At 61.8% G+C, this 17,689-nt stretch carries 11 protein-coding genes and 2 pseudogenes; 10 read left to right on the forward strand and 3 right to left on the reverse strand.

Annotation, left to right across the window (positions count from 1 at the left end; genetic code table 11):
- Positions 1–11 precede the first annotated feature (11 nt).
- Both V8Z78_RS14905 and V8Z78_RS14910 read right to left on the reverse strand, forming a co-directional pair.
- Positions 12–593: a DJ-1/PfpI family protein gene (locus V8Z78_RS14905; RefSeq protein ID WP_003060496.1), complete on the reverse strand. Its 582-nt coding sequence runs from the start codon at positions 591–593 to the stop codon at positions 12–14.
- A 58-nt stretch (positions 594–651) separates the two neighbouring features.
- On the reverse strand, positions 652–1,872 hold the full coding sequence (locus V8Z78_RS14910; RefSeq protein ID WP_280006678.1) for a mechanosensitive ion channel family protein: 1,221 nt from the start codon (positions 1,870–1,872) through the stop codon (positions 652–654).
- A 368-nt stretch (positions 1,873–2,240) separates the two neighbouring features.
- Between V8Z78_RS14910 and leuS the strand changes: the two genes are divergently transcribed.
- From leuS to holA, 3 genes are all read left to right on the forward strand, one after another.
- On the forward strand, positions 2,241–4,949 hold the full coding sequence (gene leuS / locus V8Z78_RS14915) for a leucine--tRNA ligase (RefSeq protein WP_349731611.1): 2,709 nt from the start codon (positions 2,241–2,243) through the stop codon (positions 4,947–4,949).
- Positions 4,950–5,096: 147 nt separating this feature from the next.
- A complete protein-coding gene (locus V8Z78_RS14920; protein WP_004340434.1) occupies positions 5,097–5,609 on the forward strand; it encodes an LPS-assembly lipoprotein LptE in 513 nt (170 codons plus the stop codon).
- A 186-nt stretch (positions 5,610–5,795) separates the two neighbouring features.
- Positions 5,796–6,842 (forward strand): DNA polymerase III subunit delta, encoded by a 1,047-nt coding sequence (gene holA, locus V8Z78_RS14925; RefSeq protein ID WP_349731612.1) that lies wholly within the window; start codon positions 5,796–5,798, stop codon positions 6,840–6,842.
- Positions 6,843–6,850: 8 nt separating this feature from the next.
- Here the strand turns inward: holA and V8Z78_RS14930 are convergent, their stop codons facing one another.
- The gene (locus V8Z78_RS14930) at positions 6,851–7,159 is read right to left on the reverse strand and encodes a hypothetical protein (RefSeq protein ID WP_012840194.1); all 309 of its coding nucleotides are present in this window, start codon (positions 7,157–7,159) and stop codon (positions 6,851–6,853) included.
- Between the two features lie 107 nt (positions 7,160–7,266).
- Here V8Z78_RS14930 and V8Z78_RS14935 point away from each other — a divergent pair, with 107 nt between their 5' ends.
- From V8Z78_RS14935 to gshB, 7 genes and pseudogenes are all read left to right on the forward strand, one after another.
- On the forward strand, positions 7,267–8,547 hold the full coding sequence (locus V8Z78_RS14935; protein ID WP_349731613.1) for a glutamate-5-semialdehyde dehydrogenase: 1,281 nt from the start codon (positions 7,267–7,269) through the stop codon (positions 8,545–8,547).
- Positions 8,548–8,628: 81 nt separating this feature from the next.
- Positions 8,629–10,089, forward strand: coding sequence for a Trk system potassium transporter TrkA (gene trkA / locus V8Z78_RS14940; RefSeq protein WP_004340446.1), 1,461 nt, complete (start codon positions 8,629–8,631; stop codon positions 10,087–10,089).
- 9 nt (positions 10,090–10,098) lie between these two features.
- A pseudogene (locus tag V8Z78_RS14945) lies at positions 10,099–11,566 on the forward strand (TrkH family potassium uptake protein).
- Positions 11,567–11,644: 78 nt separating this feature from the next.
- Positions 11,645–12,940, forward strand: coding sequence for a glutamate--cysteine ligase (gene gshA, locus V8Z78_RS14950; protein WP_004340452.1), 1,296 nt, complete (start codon positions 11,645–11,647; stop codon positions 12,938–12,940).
- Between the two features lie 79 nt (positions 12,941–13,019).
- Positions 13,020–14,888 carry a potassium transporter Kup gene (locus V8Z78_RS14955; RefSeq protein WP_004340454.1) on the forward strand — a complete coding sequence of 623 codons (1,869 nt, stop codon included), beginning with the start codon at positions 13,020–13,022 and terminating at the stop codon, positions 14,886–14,888.
- A 138-nt stretch (positions 14,889–15,026) separates the two neighbouring features.
- Positions 15,027–16,205: a benzoate/H(+) symporter BenE family transporter gene (locus V8Z78_RS14960; RefSeq protein ID WP_349731614.1), complete on the forward strand. Its 1,179-nt coding sequence runs from the start codon at positions 15,027–15,029 to the stop codon at positions 16,203–16,205.
- A 79-nt stretch (positions 16,206–16,284) separates the two neighbouring features.
- Positions 16,285–17,233 (forward strand): annotated as a pseudogene (gene gshB / locus V8Z78_RS14965) (glutathione synthase).
- The last annotated feature ends 456 nt before the right edge of the window (positions 17,234–17,689 follow it).

Below are 17,689 nucleotides of genomic sequence, written 5' to 3' on the forward strand. Positions count from 1 at the left end.
GGAGGCCGATTTCAGTGTGAAATCTTCGTGCCCAGCAGCGCGAGAAACTGTGCAATCCAGGCCGGATGGGCAGGCCAGGCCGGGGCGCTTACCAGATTGCCTTCGGTATGGGCCTGGTCGACGGGGATGTCGGCATAGCTGCCCCCGGCCAGTTCCACCTCGGCGCGGCAGGCGGGATAGGCCGAGCAGGTGCGGCCCTTGAGCACGCCGGCCCCGGCCAGCAACTGCGCGCCGTGGCAGACGGCGGCCACGGGTTTGTTGGTGTCGAAGAAGTGACGTACGGCGGCGCGCACGCTTTCATAGCCGCGCAGATACTCGGGGCCGCGGCCGCCGGGGATGACCAGGGCGTCGTACTGCTCGGGCTTTACATCGGCAAACGTGGCGTTGAGCGTGAAGTTGTGGCCGGGCTTTTCGCTATAGGTCTGTGCGCCTTCAAAGTCGTGGATGGCGGTCTTGATCTGGTCGCCGGCCTTTTTGTCGGGGCAGACCGCGTGCACCGTATGGCCCACGGCCAGCAGGGCCTGGAACGGGACCATGGTTTCATAGTCCTCGCAGTAGTCGCCGCAAATCATCAAAATCTTCTTGCCTGCCATGGTCTGTCTCCTGTTGAAGTGTCAAACCATTGTGGACAGGCAAGTGGCGCCGCGGGTATTAACGGGCTACTACATCGGGACGGGCGGGCGGATAGTGGGTGCCGTAGTCCGACGAACGCTGGTACAGCGTCAGCCCGAACTGCGGCAGCACGCCGATCAGATGGTCGAAGATTTCGCCCTGTATGCCTTCGTACTCCACCCAGATGGTGGTGTTGGTGTAGCAGAACAGCTGCAGCGGCAGTCCCGTGGGCGATGTCTCCATGGTGCGCACCATGAGGAACATGCCCGGGCCTTTGCCAATGCGCGGATGGCCCATCAGATAGGCGTAGGCATAGGCCTTGAAGGCGGCCAGATTCGTCACCTGGTGGGCGGCGATGGCCTGGGTTGGCATGGCGGCCTCGGCCGCACCCGGCATGGCCTGCAGGCCGTCGCGCTCGCTCCAGTAGGGTTGCAGCAGCGCGATATGGCCCATGCCTGCGCGCTCCTCGGGCGAGAGCAGATGCACGGTGTTGGCGTCCAGGTTCAGCGAGCGCATGATGCGGCGTCCGCCCGAGTCGAACATGCCGCGCCAGTTCTTGAAGCTGTCCGTCATCAGCCGCCAGGTGGGAATGGTGGTGATGGTCTTGTCCCAGTTCTGCACTTTGACGGTATTGAGCGCGATATCGGTCACAAAGCCGTCGGCGCCGACCTGGGGCATCTCTATCCAGTCGCCCACGCGCAGCATGTCGTTGCTGCCGAGCTGAACGCCGGCGACAAAGGAGAGGATGGTGTCCTTGAAGACCAGCATCAGCACGGCCGACATGGCGCCCAGGCCCGAGAGCAGCAGCAGCGGCGAGCGGTCCATCAGCGTGGCCACGATGAGCACCACGGCAAAGCTGCAGACCAGCAGCTTGCCCAGTTGCACATAGCTCTTGATGGAGTGGGTCTGGACGGCGGCCTTGCGTGCCTCGTCGCGTTCATGGGCCTCGTTCGTGGCATTGAGCAGATCGCACAGCGCGCGTGCCAGGTGGTAGAGCGTGAAGGCCACCGCCACATTGGTGATCAGCGTGGTCCAGCGCGGCTCCAGATGCGGCACACCCTGGACGCCGAACTGCACGATCAGCGAGGGCACGACCTTGGCCAGGCGGCGCAGCACCTTGTCGTGCATGAGGATCTGGGCCCAGCCGGTCCTGAGGGTGTCGCGCATACGGCGAAAGACCTTGAGCCCCAGCCACTGGGTCAGCCAGCCGGCCACAAGGGCGCTCAGGGCCAGGACGCAGAGCGAGGCCAGCATTTGCATGGCGGGATTCCAGTCAGAAACAAAAGACCAGCGGGAAAGCAAGAGCAGCTCCTCAGAAGAATGGACCGGGGCAGGAGCGCAAGTCTGGCAACTTCGGGCAGAAGGCAGGCGATGGCGCCGGGCACGTAAACAGGCCGGTAAGACCGGCTGGCGTGCAAAAAGTTCAGCAATGTGTGAACGGCCACTAGCTTACGCAAAGCCGTATTTCCCAGCGTGGCGTGCAGGAAGGCCGCAGGGATGGCGCAGCGGGTTCTGCGGTCATGCAAGGCTAAAACGGCGCAAGCGGTCGGGGAGCCTAAAATCCCTGCTGATTTCAGATTTCTACCTTGCCGGGTCCCAAGTGGGGCTGGCGGCCACTGCACTGCACCATGCAAGAAAAATTCAACCACATCGAGGTCGAGCGCGCCGCGCAAGACCACTGGCAAGCCAAGGACGCCTACCGCGTCACCGAAGACGGCAGCAAGCCCAAGTACTACGCCTGCTCCATGCTGCCCTACCCCAGCGGCAAGCTGCACATGGGCCATGTGCGCAACTACACCATCAACGACATGCTCACGCGCCAGCTGCGCATGAAGGGTTACAACGTCCTCATGCCCATGGGCTGGGACGCCTTCGGTCTGCCAGCCGAGAACGCTGCGCTGAAGAACAAGGTGCCGCCTGCCAAGTGGACGTACGAGAACATCGCGTACATGAAGAAGCAGATGCAGGCCATGGGTCTGGCCATCGACTGGAGCCGCGAGGTCGCCACCTGCGACCCTGAGTACTACAAGTGGAACCAGTGGCTGTTCCTCAAGATGCTGGAAAAAGGCATTGCCTACCGCAAGACCCAGGTGGTGAACTGGGACCCGGTGGACCAGACCGTGCTGGCCAACGAGCAGGTCATCGACGGCCGGGGCTGGCGTACCGGCGCGCTGGTGGAAAAGCGCGAGATTCCCGGCTACTACCTGGGCATCACCAACTACGCTCAGGAACTGCTGGACCATGTGCAGGTCGGCAACGAGAAGGCCACTCTGAACGGCTGGCCCGACAAGGTGCGCCTGATGCAGGAGAACTGGATCGGCAAGTCCGCCGGCGTGCGCTTTGCGTTCACGCATGAGGTCAGGAACGCTGCGGGCGAACTGATCGGCGATGGCAAGATGTATGTCTTCACCACGCGTGCCGACACCATCATGGGCGTGACCTTCTGCGCGGTTGCCCCCGAGCACCCGCTGGCGCTGCATGCGGCGGCCTCCAGCCCCGAACTGGCAGCCTTCATTGAGGAGTGCAAAAAGGGCGGTACGACCGAGGCCGAGCTGGCCGTCAAGGAAAAGGAAGGCAAGCCCACGGGCCTGTTCGTCACCCACCCCATCACCGGCGCGCAGGTCGAGGTCTGGATCGGCAACTATGTGCTGATGAGCTATGGCGACGGCGCCGTGATGGGCGTTCCGGCCCACGACGAGCGCGACTTCGCCTTTGCCAACAAATACGACCTGCCCATCAAGCAGGTGGTGGCCGTGGAAGGCCAGGCCGCTTATGACGACAAGCAGTGGAGCGACTGGTATGGCGACAAGGAGCGCGGCGTACTGATCAACTCCGGCGACTTCGACGGTCTGAACCACAAGGATGCGGTGCAGGCCGTGGCTAAGATTCTGGGCGACAAGGGCCTGGGCGAGCTCAAGACCACCTGGCGTCTGCGCGACTGGGGCATCAGCCGTCAGCGCTACTGGGGCACTCCCATCCCCATCATTCATTGCGCCGATTGCGGTCCTCAGCCCGTGCCCGAGAAGGACCTACCCGTGGTCCTGCCCCAGGATCTGGTGCCCGATGGCTCCGGCAATCCCCTGGTCAAGAGCGAAGCCTTCCACGCCGGCGTGGTCTGCCCCTGCTGCGGCAAGCCTGCCCGCCGTGAAACCGACACCATGGACACCTTCGTGGACTCGTCCTGGTACTTCATGCGCTATTGCGACGCCAAGAACGGCGAGCAGATGGTGGCCGACGGCGCCGATTACTGGATGCCCATGGACCAGTACATCGGCGGTGTGGAACATGCCATCCTGCACCTGCTGTATGCGCGTTTCTGGACCAAGGTCATGCGCGACCTGGGCCTGGTCAAGATCGACGAGCCCTTCACCAAGCTGCTGACCCAGGGCATGGTGCTCAACCACATCTACAGCCGTCGCACGGCCAAGGGCGCCAAGGAATACTTCTGGCCCAAGGATGTGGAGCATGTGTTCGACGACTCCGGCAAGATCATCGGCGCCAAGCTCAAGATCGAAGTGGACAGCGCCGACGGCCTGCTGCCCGTGGGTACCGCCATCGATTACGAGGGCGTGGGCACCATGTCCAAGTCCAAGAACAACGGCGTGGACCCTCAGGATCTGATCGAGAAGTACGGCGCCGACACCGCACGTCTGTACACCATGTTCACCTCGCCTCCCGAGCTGACTCTGGAGTGGAACGATGCCGCCGTGGAAGGCAGCTATCGTTTCCTGCGCCGCGTCTACAACTTCGGCAGCAAGCTGACAGGCATGGACATGGCTTCCGCCGTGCAGGGCGTGGCCGGCGCCAAGTCGCTGGACGATGTGGAATTCGGCAAGGCGGCCAAGGCCCTGCGTCTGGAAATCCACAACGTGCTCAAGCAGGTCGAGTACGACTACTCGCGCATGCAGTACAACACCGTGGTGTCCGGCGCGATGAAGATGATCAATGCGCTGGAAGACTTCAAGGCCCTGGATGACGCCGGTGCCAAGGTGGCGTTGATCGAAGGCTTCGGCATTCTGCTGCGCGTGCTCTACCCCGCAACGCCCCATCTGGCGCATGTGCTGTGGAGCGAGCTGGGCTATGCCAATCACCTGGGCGATCTGCTCGATGCCCCCTGGCCGCAGGTCGATCCCAAGGCCCTGGTGCAGGACGAGATCTCGCTGGTGCTGCAGGTCAACGGCAAGCTGCGCGGTGCGATCCTGGTGTCCGCCACTGCCGACAAGGCTGCCATTGAGGCGGCTGCGCTGGCCAACGAGGAGTACCAGAAGTTTGCCGAAGGCCGTGCACCCAAGAAGATCATCGTGGTGCCGGGACGTCTGGTGAATATTGTGGTGTAAATGACTCCCCCTGAGGCGCTTCGCGCCTTCCCCCTCTCTCGCTTCGCGGGAGGGGGACAATACCTTCGCTGCGGGGCGGCCCTTGCTCGGTATTTCTGGAGCAAGAGTCGACGCTCGCAGCAGGGCTTGAAGATTAGAGGACAGTTGATGCAAAAACGTACGCTGCTGGCCGCCATGGCCTTGACGCCTTTGCTGGGGGCTTGCGGCTTTCGCCTGCGCGGAGCGCCTAATTTTGTGTTTCGCTCCATTTACGTGCAGGCGGGGCGCGGTGCGCCCGTGGGCACTTTGCTGCGTCGCAGTCTGGAATCGAGCAGCGATCAATTGACCGTGGTCAAGGACCCGGCATCGCCCGATACCGCCGAGGTGATCTGCCAGATCATCAGCGAGCAGGCCCAGCGCGTGATCATCGGCTCCAACGTGGCTGGCCAGGTGCGTGAAATCGAACTGCGTCTGATCGTGCGCTTCTCGTTGCGCACGCCTGGCGGCGATGAGCTGATCGAGCCGGTCGAGATTCGTCAGATCCGCAACGTGACCTATAACGAAACCAATGCCTTGTCCAAGGCAGTAGAAGAGGAAATGCTGAACAAGGACATGCGCAACGACATCGTGCAGCAGATCATTCGCCGTCTGGCTGCGGTCAAGAGCCTGCAGGTGTCATGAGCCCGTCCCCTGAGCCGCAGCGCGACGGGGACTACGGCCTTGTTGCTGGGCGGCAGGTCGCCTAGGCCCTTGCTTGACGTTTCTGAGTTGCGGTCGAGAGTCTCCAGCGTTGGTTCGATAAATCTGATAGCTGCTGACGCTTGAATTCAGGGCGTTTCAGATACTTCTTATAGAAAACTTTTCTCCATGCAGCTTGCGCTGAACCAGCTTCCCTCCCATCTGGCCAAGGGCTTGCGCTCGCTCTATGTGCTGCATGGCGACGAGCCCTTGCAGCAGCAGGAAGCGGCCGACGCGATCCGTGCGGCAGCGCGCGCTCAGGGCTATACCGAGCGCAGCAGCTACACCGTCATGGGCGCGCACTTTGACTGGAGCGGCGTGCTGGCGGCAGGCGGCAGCCTGAGCCTGTTTGCGGACAAGCAGATTCTGGAAATTCGCATTCCCAGCGGCAAACCCGGCAAGGACGGCAGTGCTGCGCTGCAGCAGCTGGCCAGCAGCGCCCAGGGCAACGACAGCACGCTGACCCTGATCAGTCTGCCGCGCCTGGACAAGGCCACCAGGACCGGGGCCTGGTTTGGGGCGCTGGACGGCAACGGCGTTTCCATCCAGATCGATCCCGTGGAGCGCGGCGCGCTGCCGCACTGGATTGCACAGCGTCTGGCGTTGCAGAACCAGCGTGTGGCTGCCGGTGAAGAGGGCCAGCGCACGCTGCAGTTCTTTGCCGACTGCGTGGAAGGCAATCTGCTGGCAGCGCACCAGGAAATTCAGAAACTGGCCCTGTTGCACCCCGAGGGTGAGCTGAGTCTGGCGCAGGTGGAGCAGGCGGTGCTCAATGTGGCGCGCTACGACGTGTTCAAGCTGTCGGAGGCCGTGCTATCGGGCCAGGTGGCGCGCAGCATGCGCATGCTGGACGGCCTGCAGGCCGAAGGCGAGGCCGAGGTGCTGGTGCATTGGGCGCTGGCCGAGGACATTCGAAACATCAAGCGGGTCAAGGACGCCATGGCGGGCGGCAAGCCCCTGCCCATGGCGCTGCGCGAGAACCGCATCTGGGGCCCCAAGGAGAGGCTGATGGAGCGGCTGCTGCCGCGTGTCAGCGATGCACGCGCGGCCGAACTGCTCCAGGCTGCCCATGCCGTGGACGGCATTGTCAAAGGCCTGCCCAGCGCGGGCTGGCCTCGCGACAGCTGGCAGGCCCTGCGGCAGCTGGCCATGCAGCTGGCCCAGGCCGGGCGCTGATTTTCGGCTCAGCCGGGATTGGCGGCGAGCTGGGTTTGGGCCTTGTCGGCCCATAGGCGCAGATTGTCCAGCAGGTCCTTCTGGCTGAAGGAGCAGCTCTCCTCGGTGAACAGCGCGCTGGATTCGAGCCGGTCCAGCAGGTTGAGCAGCACCTCGCCATAGCGTGGTGGCAGTGCCTCAAGCAATGTGGTCGCGGCGCGTGCCTGCTGGCCCAGGGCGCTGGCGCTGATCTGTGAGTGGGCGAGCTGCTCGAATCCGCTGCGCAGCTGCTGGAGCTGGCGGGCGCTTTCCTGCAGCGCTGTGGTGTTGTGGCTCATAAGTCTCCTTGCGATTCAGAGGCCGAGTGTAGGTGTCCGCAGGGCCATAAACCCCCTCGTGCTCGGGCTTGTCTGCGCAACTTGCTTATCTCGGCGAAAATCACGCCATGAACGCGCTCAATACCGTCGAATACATGCACAACCTTGGTGTACAGGCAAAATCCGCCTCTGCACTAATGGCGCGTGCGTCTGCAGCTACTAAAAACAAAGCACTCAAGGCGCTGGCCCGTCTGCTGCGCGAGAACGTCGAGCCGCTGCAGATCGATAATGCCCGCGATCTGGAGCGCGCCGTGGCCAATGGCCTGTCGGCGCCCATGGTCGACAGGCTGCGTCTGACGCCCAAGGTGCTGGAGACTTGTGCCGAAGGTTGCGAGCAACTCGCTGCCATGCCAGATGTGATCGGCGAGATCAGCGGCCTCAAGCAGATGCCCAGCGGTATCCGCGTGGGTCAGATGCGTGTGCCTCTGGGCGTGTTCGGCATGATTTATGAAAGCCGCCCGAATGTGACCATCGAAGCGGCCAGCCTCTCGATCAAGAGCGGCAATGCCTGCATTTTGCGCGGTGGCTCGGAGGCGATCGACTCCAACAAGGCGCTGGCCAGGCTGGTGGCCCAGGCGCTGGCCGAGGCCGGCCTGCCCGAAGACGGCGTCAAGCTGGTGGAGACCACCGACCGCGATGCCGTGGGTCAGCTCATCGCCATGCCCGACTATGTGGACGTCATCATCCCCCGGGGCGGCAAGGGCCTGATCGAGCGCATCAGCCGCGAGGCCAAGGTGCCAGTCATCAAGCATCTGGATGGCAATTGCCACACCTATGTGGATGACCCCTGTGACATCGCCATGGCCGTGAAAGTGGCCGACAACGCCAAGACCAACAAGTACAGCCCCTGCAACGCCAGCGAAAGCCTGCTGGTGGCACGCGCCGTGGCTGCAGACTTCCTGCCCAGGATCGGTGTCGTCTATGCCGCCAAGGGCGTGGAGATGCGCTGCGATGCCGAGGCGCTGGCCATCTTGCAGACTGTCAAGGATGCCAAGCTGGCCCAGGCGGTGGAGCAGGACTGGTACGAGGAATACCTGGCGCCCATCATCAGCGTGAAGCTGGTGGACGGTGTGGACGAGGCCATTGCCCACATCAACAAGTACTCCAGCCACCATACGGAGTCGATTTTGACGACCAATCACCTGCATGCGCAGAAATTCCTGCGCGAGGTCGATTCGGCCAGTGTCATGGTCAATACCAGCACCCGCTTTGCCGATGGCTTCGAGTTCGGACTCGGTGCCGAGATCGGCATCAGCACCGACAAGTTCCATGCGCGCGGGCCGGTAGGTATCGAAGGCCTGACTTCGCTCAAATACGTGGTCCTGGGCGACGGCGAAGTCCGTTCCTGAGATCCACCCGCCGACGAGGGCTGTTTGCGGCCCTCATCGGTCTGAATTGATGCCGCAGCTTGGATCCCTTTCCATAACACCATGAAAATCATTATTCTGGGTGCCGGGCGCGTAGGCCAGAGTGTGGCCGAAAGTCTGGTGTCCGAGCAAAACGGAATCACCGTCATCGACACGGATGCGCGAGCACTGCGCGAGCTGGAATCGCGCTTCGACCTTCGTGGCGTGGTCGGCAACGGCATCGATCCCCAGGTGCTGGCCGAGGCGGGCGCCAAGGATACCGACCTGCTGATCGCCTGCGCCTCCATGGACGAGACCAACCTGGTCTGCTGCAAGATTGCCCAGGCCGTGTTCGACATTCCGACCCGCATTGCGCGGGTGCGCTCGTCCAGCTTTGCGGTGGATGATCCGGTGCTGGGCAAGGAGGGTTTTGCGGTCGATCGCATCATCTGTCCCGAGGAATCGGTCACCAATTACATCCGTAAGCTCATCGAATACCCGGAAGCCATGCAGGTGCGCGCCTTTGCGGGCGGGCGGGCCGCCCTGGCCTCGGTGCGCGCACGCGCCGGTGCGCCTGCCGTGGGGCTGCAGATTGCGCAGGTGCGAGAGCGCATGCCCGAGCTGGCCATGCGCATCGTCGCGATCTACCGCCGCTTCATGGACGAGCCAGACCGGTTTGTGCGCTGCGACGGGGCCACGCGCATAGAGCCCGGTGACGAAGTCTTCATGCTGGCCGCGACCGAGCATGTGTCCGAGGCTCTCAAGGCCATCAATCTGCCCGAAGGCCGCCCGAGCCGGCCGGTGTTCCGCATCATGATTGCGGGCGGAGGCCAGGTCAGCCTGCGGCTGGCCAGGAAGCTGGCGCAGACGCCCGGGCGCTTTCACGTCAAGATCATCGAGTCCAACGCCCAGCAATGCCTGAGCCTGTCGTCGGTGCTGCCTGCCGAAGTGCTGGTGCTGGAGGGTGATGCCACCGACGAGGCCCTGCTGGAGGAGGAGGGCATCGAGGAGGTGGATCTGTTTCTCGCGCTGACGGACGACGACGAGGACAACATCATGTCCAGCCTGCTGGCCAAGCGCATGGGCGCACGCCGTGTTCTGTCGCTGATCAATCGCCGCGCCTATGCCGATCTGATGCACGGCACGCAGATCGATATTGCGCTGTCGCCGGCGCAGGCCATGCTGGGCGAGTTCCTGGCTTACGTGCGCCGCGGCGATGTGCAAGCCGTGCACAGCCTGCGCCGCGGCGTTGCCGAGGCACTGGAGATCGTGGCGCGCGGCGACCGCAAGAGCTCGCGTGTGGTGGGGCGCAAGGTGGAAGAGCTGCGCCTGCCCGAGGAGGTGCATATCGGTCTCATCGTGCGCGGCATTCCAGAAGGCAAGACCTGCGAGGAAGTGGCGGGGGCGGCACTGGAGACCGAGGTCATCATTCCGCGCAGCCATACCGTGATCGAATCCGGCGACCATGTGGTGTTCTTCCTGCCCAACAAGCGGCTGGTGCGCAACGTGGAAAACCTGTTCCGCGTCAGCGCCACCTTTTTCTAAGCTGCGCTCATGAAAGATCTGCTCCCTGTCCTGCGTGTGCTGGGCATGCTGATGATTATGTTTGCCGGCGCCATGCTGCTGCCCTTTGGCATCTCCTGGTTCACGCAGGATGGCATCTGGCGCATCTATCCCTGGTCGATCGGACTGACGGTGGGCGTGGGGCTGTTGCTGTGGGGGGGGACTGCACCGTCACAAGCAGGATCTGCAACCGCGTCATGGCGTGATTCTGGTGACCCTGGTCTGGGTGGTGCTGCCGCTGTGCGCCATGGTGCCGCTGATGATGGGGTTGAACCGGGTGGGCATCTCCATCAGTCTCACCCATGCCTACTTCGAAGCCGTATCGGGCCTGACGACGACCGGGGCCACGGTGCTCAGCGGTCTGGATCAGTTGCCGGTGTCCATCAATGTCTGGCGTACTTTCATGCAGTGGATGGGCGGCATGGGGATTCTGATTCTGGCCGTGGCTGTGTTGCCACTGCTGGGTGTCGGCGGCGCTCAGCTTTTCAGAGCGGAAGCTGCAGGTCCCGTCAAGGACACCAAGCTCACGCCGCGTATTACCGAGACGGCCAAAGGCCTGTGGGGTGTGTACGCGCTGTTCTCCATTGGCTGCTTTCTGACCTTCTGGGCCTGCGGCATGCAGCCGCTGGATGCGCTGATGCATATGTTCGCCACGGTGAGCCTGGGCGGGCTGTCGTCGCACGATGCCAGCTTCGCCTATTTCAACTCGCCGCTGCTGGAGGCCGCGGCCTTGCTGTTCATGTTGCTGGCAAGTTGCAACTTTGCGCTGTACTTCGTGGCCATGCGCAAGGGGCGCATCGATAGTTTCATGCGCGACCCCGAAATGCGCGCCACGATCGGCGTGTTGCTGGGCTCGGGCCTGCTGGTGGCGCTGCTGCTCTGGGTCAAGGGGGTCTATGGGCCGCTCGATGCCTTGCGCAACGGCATGTTCCACACGGTCTCGGTCGCCACGACTACCGGCTTTTCCACCGCGGACTATCTGTCCTGGCCGGTGTTCATTCCCGTTCTGTTGTTGCTGCTGTCGGGGGTGGCCACCAGTGCGGGCTCGACCGGCGGTGGCATCAAGATGGTGCGCATGCTGATTCTGGTCAAGCAGGCCAGGCGCGAGATGACGCGTCTGGTGCATCCGCGCGCCGTGCAGCCGGTGCGGCTGGGCGATGCGGTGGTAGATAACCCGATGATTTTTTCGGTGCTGGCCTACATGCTGGTTTACGGTGCCACCGTCATTGTGCTGAGCATGGTGTTGCTGCTGACCGATCTCGACCCTCTGACCGCCTTCTCTGCCGTGCTGGCCAGCGTGCACTGCATGGGGCCGGGCCTGGGGGCCGTTGGGCCCGCATCCAACTACACGGTGTTGACGGATTTCCAGATCTGGGTGTGTACTCTGGGCATGCTGTTGGGGCGGCTCGAGATACTGAGTTTCATGGCTTTGCTGTCACCGGCGTTCTGGCGTCGTTGAAACAAAGACTGGGGAAAACACCTATCTCATGCTTCAATCTCTACAATTGCCCCCCACCATCGTCTCCTGAGGGTATTTATGGTTCCACATCTCGTCACGGCTTTGACCGGCCCCATTAACGAACTTGAGCAGCGCATTCTCGACTCCATGCCTGCCATTGAGCGTTGGTTCCGCCTGGAATGGATGGAGCACACGCCGCCGTTCTACTGTTCGGTGGATATTCGTAATGCGGGTTTCAAGCTGGCACCGGTGGATACCAACCTGTTTCCAGGCGGCTGGAACAACCTGACCGATGAAATGCTGCCACTGGCTGTCCAGGCTGCGATGGCTGCCATCGAAAAGATATGCCCCGAGGCGCGCAATCTGCTCATCATTCCCGAGAACCACACGCGCAACACCCACTATCTGGCCAGCGTGCTGCAGCTCAAGCGCATCTTCAGCATGGCGGGTCTCAATGTGCGCATCGGCTCCATCAGCCCCGAGATCAAGAAGACGCTGTCCATCACGCTGCCCCTGGGCGACGAGATCAAGCTGGAGCCGGTGATCCGCAGCAAGCGCCGTCTGGGCCTCAAGGATTTCGACCCCTGCACCATTTTGCTCAACAACGACCTCTCCACCGGCGTGCCCGGCATCATCGAGGAGCTGTACGAGCAATACCTGCTGCCGCCGCTGCATGCAGGCTGGAATGTGCGCCGCAAGAGCCGTCACTTCCAGAGCTACGAGGAAGTCGGCAAGCGCTTCGGCAAGCTGCTGGGCATCGACCCCTGGCTGATCAACCCCTTGTTCGGTCATGTGGAGAACATCGACTTTGCCGAAGGCACGGGCATGGAGGCCCTGGCCGAGCAGGTGGACGTGATCCTCTCCAAGGTGCGCCGCAAGTACAAGGAATATGGCATCAAGGAAAAGCCGTTTGCCGTGGTCAAGGCCGACAACGGCACTTATGGCATGGGTGTGATGACCGTGCGCGACGCCAAGGAGCTGGCTGCGCTGCCGCGCAAGAGCCGCAACAAGATGGGCGTCATCAAGGACGGCCAGACCGTGCATGACGTCATCGTGCAGGAGGGCGTGCTGACCTATGAGCGCATGCACAACGCCGTGGCCGAGCCCGTGGTCTACATGATGGATCGTTACGTGGTGGGAGGTTTCTACCGCATGCACCCCGAACGCGGCGAGGACGAGAACCTCAATGCCCCCGGTGCGGGCTACGTGCCCCTGGCTTTCCAGCAGAGCAACCACCTGCCTCAGGCCAGCGCGCGTCCGGGCGCCAGCGCACCCAACCGCTTCTATATGTATGGCGTGATAGCACGTTTGGCCATGTTGGCGGCCAGCTACGAGTTGGAAGCCACTAATCCCGACGCAGAAATCTACGACTGATTTCGCAGGCGCTGAGGACAGCGCACAATGCCGACAATTTGATCACTTGGTGACTGCCTTACGAGTCGCTTCCTGAATCGTGCAAAATTCGAAATCCTCGCTAGGCGCCCTGACCCTGGGCGCGATCGGTGTCGTCTACGGAGACATCGGAACCAGTGTTTTGTACTCGGTCAAGGAGGTTTTCGGCTCAGGCTATGTGCCGTTCACGCCGGACAACGTCTATGGCGTGCTCTCGGTACTGTTCTGGACGCTCACGGTCATCGTCTCCCTCAAGTACGTGACCCTGGTGCTGCGCGCCGACAACAACGGCGAGGGCGGGCTGGTGGCCATGCTGGCCCTGGCCTCCCAGACGGTCAAGGACAGGCCGCGACTGTCCGGCACGTTGTTTCTGGTGGGTATGTTCGGCACCTCGCTCTTCTATGGCGATGGCGTTATCACTCCGGCGATTTCCGTGCTCTCGGCGGTTGAGGGCCTGGAAGTCATCTCGCCGCATTTCACCAAGGCCGTGATTCCGCTGACACTGGTGATTCTGTTTCTGCTGTTCTTCGTGCAAAAGCGCGGCACCGCAGGCATAGGCAAGTTCTTTGGCCCCGTCACCGTGACCTGGTTTGTCTGTATCGCCCTGCTGGGCGTGCACCAGATCATGGGGCATCCGGAAATCCTGGCGGCACTCAGCCCGCATTACGCGGTCCGCTTCATCTGGAACAGCCCGGGCATCAGCTTCATCATTCTGGGCTCGGTCGTGCTCTGTGTGACGGGTGCCGAGGCGCTGTACGCCGATCTCGGTCACTTCGGCAAGAAGCCTATCCGTCTGGCCTGGTTCAGCGTTGCCATGCCGGCGCTGACCTTGAATTACTTCGGTCAGGGCGCTTTGCTGCTGGCCAATCCCGAGGCAGTCAAGAACCCGTTTTTCATGATGGCACCCAGCTGGGCGCTGCTGCCGCTGGTCATCATGGCCACCATGGCCACGGTGATCGCCTCGCAGGCGTTGATCACGGGAGCCTTCAGCGTGACGCGTCAGGTCATTCAACTGGGCTACTTTCCACGTTTTGAGGTACGCCACACCAGCGTGAAGGAGACCGGTCAGATCTATATGCCCCTGGTCAACTGGGGCCTGTTTGTGGCGATTGCGCTGGCTGTTCTGCTGTTTCGCAATAGCGGCAATCTGGCGGCGGCCTACGGTATTGCGGTGACGCTGGACATGCTGATCACCACCATGCTGACCTTCTTTGTCATCCGCTATCGCTGGAACTATTCGCTGGCCTTGTGCCTGCTGGCGACGGGCTTCTTCTTCGTGGTGGATCTGGCTTTCTTCGCCTCGAATCTGCTCAAGCTGTTTGAAGGCGGCTGGTTCCCGCTGCTGATCGGTGGCACGGTCTTTACCCTGATGATGACCTGGCGCCGCGGGCGTGAGCTGCTGCATCAGAAGTTGCAGGCGGATGCGCTGGATCTGCGTCAGTTTCTGGAATCCACCTGGCGTCATCCGCCCACGCGCGTGCCCGGCACGGCGGTTTTCCTCTCGGGGGAGCCCGGCACCGTGCCGCATGCGCTGCTCCATAACCTCAAGCACAACAAAGTGCTGCATGAGCGCAATCTCTTTGTGACCGTGCGCAACCACGAAGTGCCCTGGGTCGGGATGGACAAGCGGGTGGAGGCAGAGTCGCTGGGCGGCGACTGCTGGGAAGTCATCATCCACTACGGCTTCAAGAACGAGCCCGATGTGCCTGCGGCGCTGGCGCAGCTGCGTACCCAGGGCTGCAAGCTGGACTCCATGTCCACCAGCTATTTCCTGTCGCGTGATGTGATCATCCCGCGCATGAACAACTCCATGGCGCACTGGCGCGAAAAGCTGTTTGCGCAGATGCACAAGAACGCGAGCCGGGTGGCTGATTTCCTGCACCTGCCGAGCAACTCGGTGGTGGAGCTGGGCTCCAAGATCGAGCTGTAAATACTTTGAGTCAAATAGGCCTTTGGCTCTTTATTAAAAAGCGCTGATAGCTATTGATTTTGATGTGATGATGGGCTTCGTCATTCGCGCTTACGCGGAGTGCATCATTTTGGGTGGGGCTGGTGCCAGAATGCACGGATGCGCTTTTTCAAAGACTTGAGCCCTGCCGCCGTGGCCGCAGGCTTTGTGGCCGTGCTTGTGGGCTTTACCAGTTCGGTGGCCCTGGTGTTTCAGGCGGCGCAGGCGTTTCATGCCACGCCTGAGCAGATTACTTCCTGGATTTGGGCGCTGGGCCTGGGCATGGGTCTGTGCTCGCTGGTCCCGTCGCTGATTCTGCGCATGCCGGTCATGGTGGCCTGGTCCACCCCAGGGGCGGCGGTGCTGGCGACCGCCGGGCTGGCGGGTGGTTTCTCCATGGGGGAGGCGATCGGTGCCTTTATTGTCAGCGCGGCACTCATCATTCTGGTGGGGGTGACCGGCTGGTTCGAGCGCATCATGAACCGCATCCCCATGGAAATTGCGTCGGCCCTGCTGGCCGGCGTGCTGGCCAAGTTCGGCATGCAGGCTTTCTCTGCGGCCGAAACCAATCTGTCCCTGGTGCTGGTCATGCTGCTTGCCTATCTGCTTTCGCGGCGTATGACGCCTCGCTATGCGGTCATCATCACCCTGCTGGCCGGAACCGCCTGGGCGGCGCTGAGCGGGCAGATGCAGTGGTCGGCCGTGCATGGCGGGCTGGCCATGCCGGTCTATACGGCTCCCGAGTTCTCGCTGCAGGCGCTCATCAGCCTGGCGTTGCCCCTGTTTGTCGTGACCATGGCTTCGCAGAATCTGCCGGGCGTGGCGGTGATACGCGCCACGGGCTATCCGATACCGGTGTCCAAGGTCATCAGCATGACCGGCGTGGCGACCTTGCTGCTGGCACCGTTTGGCGGCTATGCCCTCAACCTCAGTGCCATCACGGCGGCGATCTGCATGGGAGACGAGGCGCATGAGGATAGGGGCAAGCGCTATACCGCCGCTGCTGTGTGCGGACTGCTATATATTTTGATAGGTGTCTTTGGTGCGGTGGTTACGGGCCTGCTGACGGCCTTTCCCAAGGAGCTGGTGGCCTGCATCGCCGGACTGGCCTTGCTGGGCTCCATAGGCGGCGGCATGGCGACGGCCTTCAAGGAGGAAAAGCACCGAGAGGCAGCGCTCATCACCTTTCTGGTCACGCTCAGCGGCGTCGTCATCGCAGGGGTGGGCTCAGCCTTCTGGGGCGTGGTCGCTGGCAGCCTGGCCTTGCTTGTCCAGAGCCTGCGTGCGCGCAGGGCCTGAGTATCTGCCGTCATATTGTGGTGTTTTGCCCGGCTGGGCATGATGCCGGTATCTACCTCTACCGCTAGAGTTTTTCACCATGCAAATACTGTTTGTTGCCGATCCGCTGGAATCCTTTGTCATCTACAAGGACTCCACCTTTGCCATGATGCGTGAGGCTCAACGCCGAGGACACCAGATCGTGGCCTGCGAGCCCCGCCATGTCTCCTGGCAAAGCGGCGGCAAGGTCATGGCGCAGGTGCGCCATATCAGCCTGACCGGGGAGCAAGACCGCTGGTTCGAGGAGACGCGAAGCGCTTTGACGGCACTGGCAGATTTTGATGCCATCGTCATGCGCAAGGATCCGCCCTTCGATTCCGAGTTCTTCTACGCCACGCACATGCTCGGTCAGGCCGAGCGTGAGGGCGCCAAGGTCTTCAACAAACCCAGTGCACTGCGCGAGCATCCCGAAAAGCTCGCCATCATGGAGTTTGCACAGTTCATCTCGCCCACCCTGGTCACGCGCAGCGCCCAGGACATCCGTGCTTTTCATGCAGAGCACAAGGACATCATCCTCAAGCCCCTGGACGGCATGGGGGGGGATGGGCATCTTCCGAGTCGGCGAAGACGGCCGCAATTTAGGCAGCATCATCGAAACCCTGAATCAGGGCGGCTCCACCAGCGTCATGGTGCAGAAGTTCCTGCCCGACATCGTTCATGGCGACAAGCGGGTGCTCATCATCGGCGGCAAGCCCGTGCCGTTCTGCCTGGCACGCATTCCGCAGGGCAATGAGGTGCGCGGCAATCTGGCGGCTGGCGGCAAGGGAGTTGCCCAGCCATTGGCGCAGCAGGACAAGGCAATTGCCGAGTTCATTGGGGAGCGTTTGGTGCAGCGTGGCCTGCTATTGATCGGACTGGATGTGATTGGTCACAACGTCACCGAGATCAATGTGACCAGTCCCACCTGCTTCCAGGAGATCTTTGATCAGACCGGCTGCGATGTGGCAGCACTGTTTGTTGATGCACTGGAGCAGGCAGCTAGCGCCTGAGAAGCGACAAAGAACCCCGGCAGGCAAGGCCTGCCGGGGTTCTTTGTCTGGATGTCCGTGTGGATGTTGCCTGGCCTGCCAAAATCTGTGTACAATGCAAGGCTTCACTGTGAGCGAAATGCAAATTTTTGCTAGCCGATCTGAAGGAAATTAGACGGCAAAGTTGTGATAGAATTCAAGGCTTCGCTGATCGCAGCAAGCAACGAGATTCAAGATCGGGTTTTTCGATTTTGCATTCGGTTCCTTAAAAAAATACAGCCGATAAGCGTGGGCGTTTGAGGGCAAGCAGCCAGTTCTTCGGAGCAAAACTCTTCGGAGTTATCAAACGCTCACAAAAACAGTAATGAGGAAGAATTTATTCTTCTTGATTCCGTCAAGTGAGTGAGCAGTCGAAAGACTTTAAATTCAAGATCGAACTATAGAGTTTGATCCTGGCTCAGATTGAACGCTGGCGGC

It is taken from the genome of Comamonas sp. wu1-DMT (assembly GCF_040187805.1).
Taxonomy (GTDB): Bacteria; Pseudomonadota; Gammaproteobacteria; order Burkholderiales; family Burkholderiaceae_C; genus Comamonas; species Comamonas thiooxydans.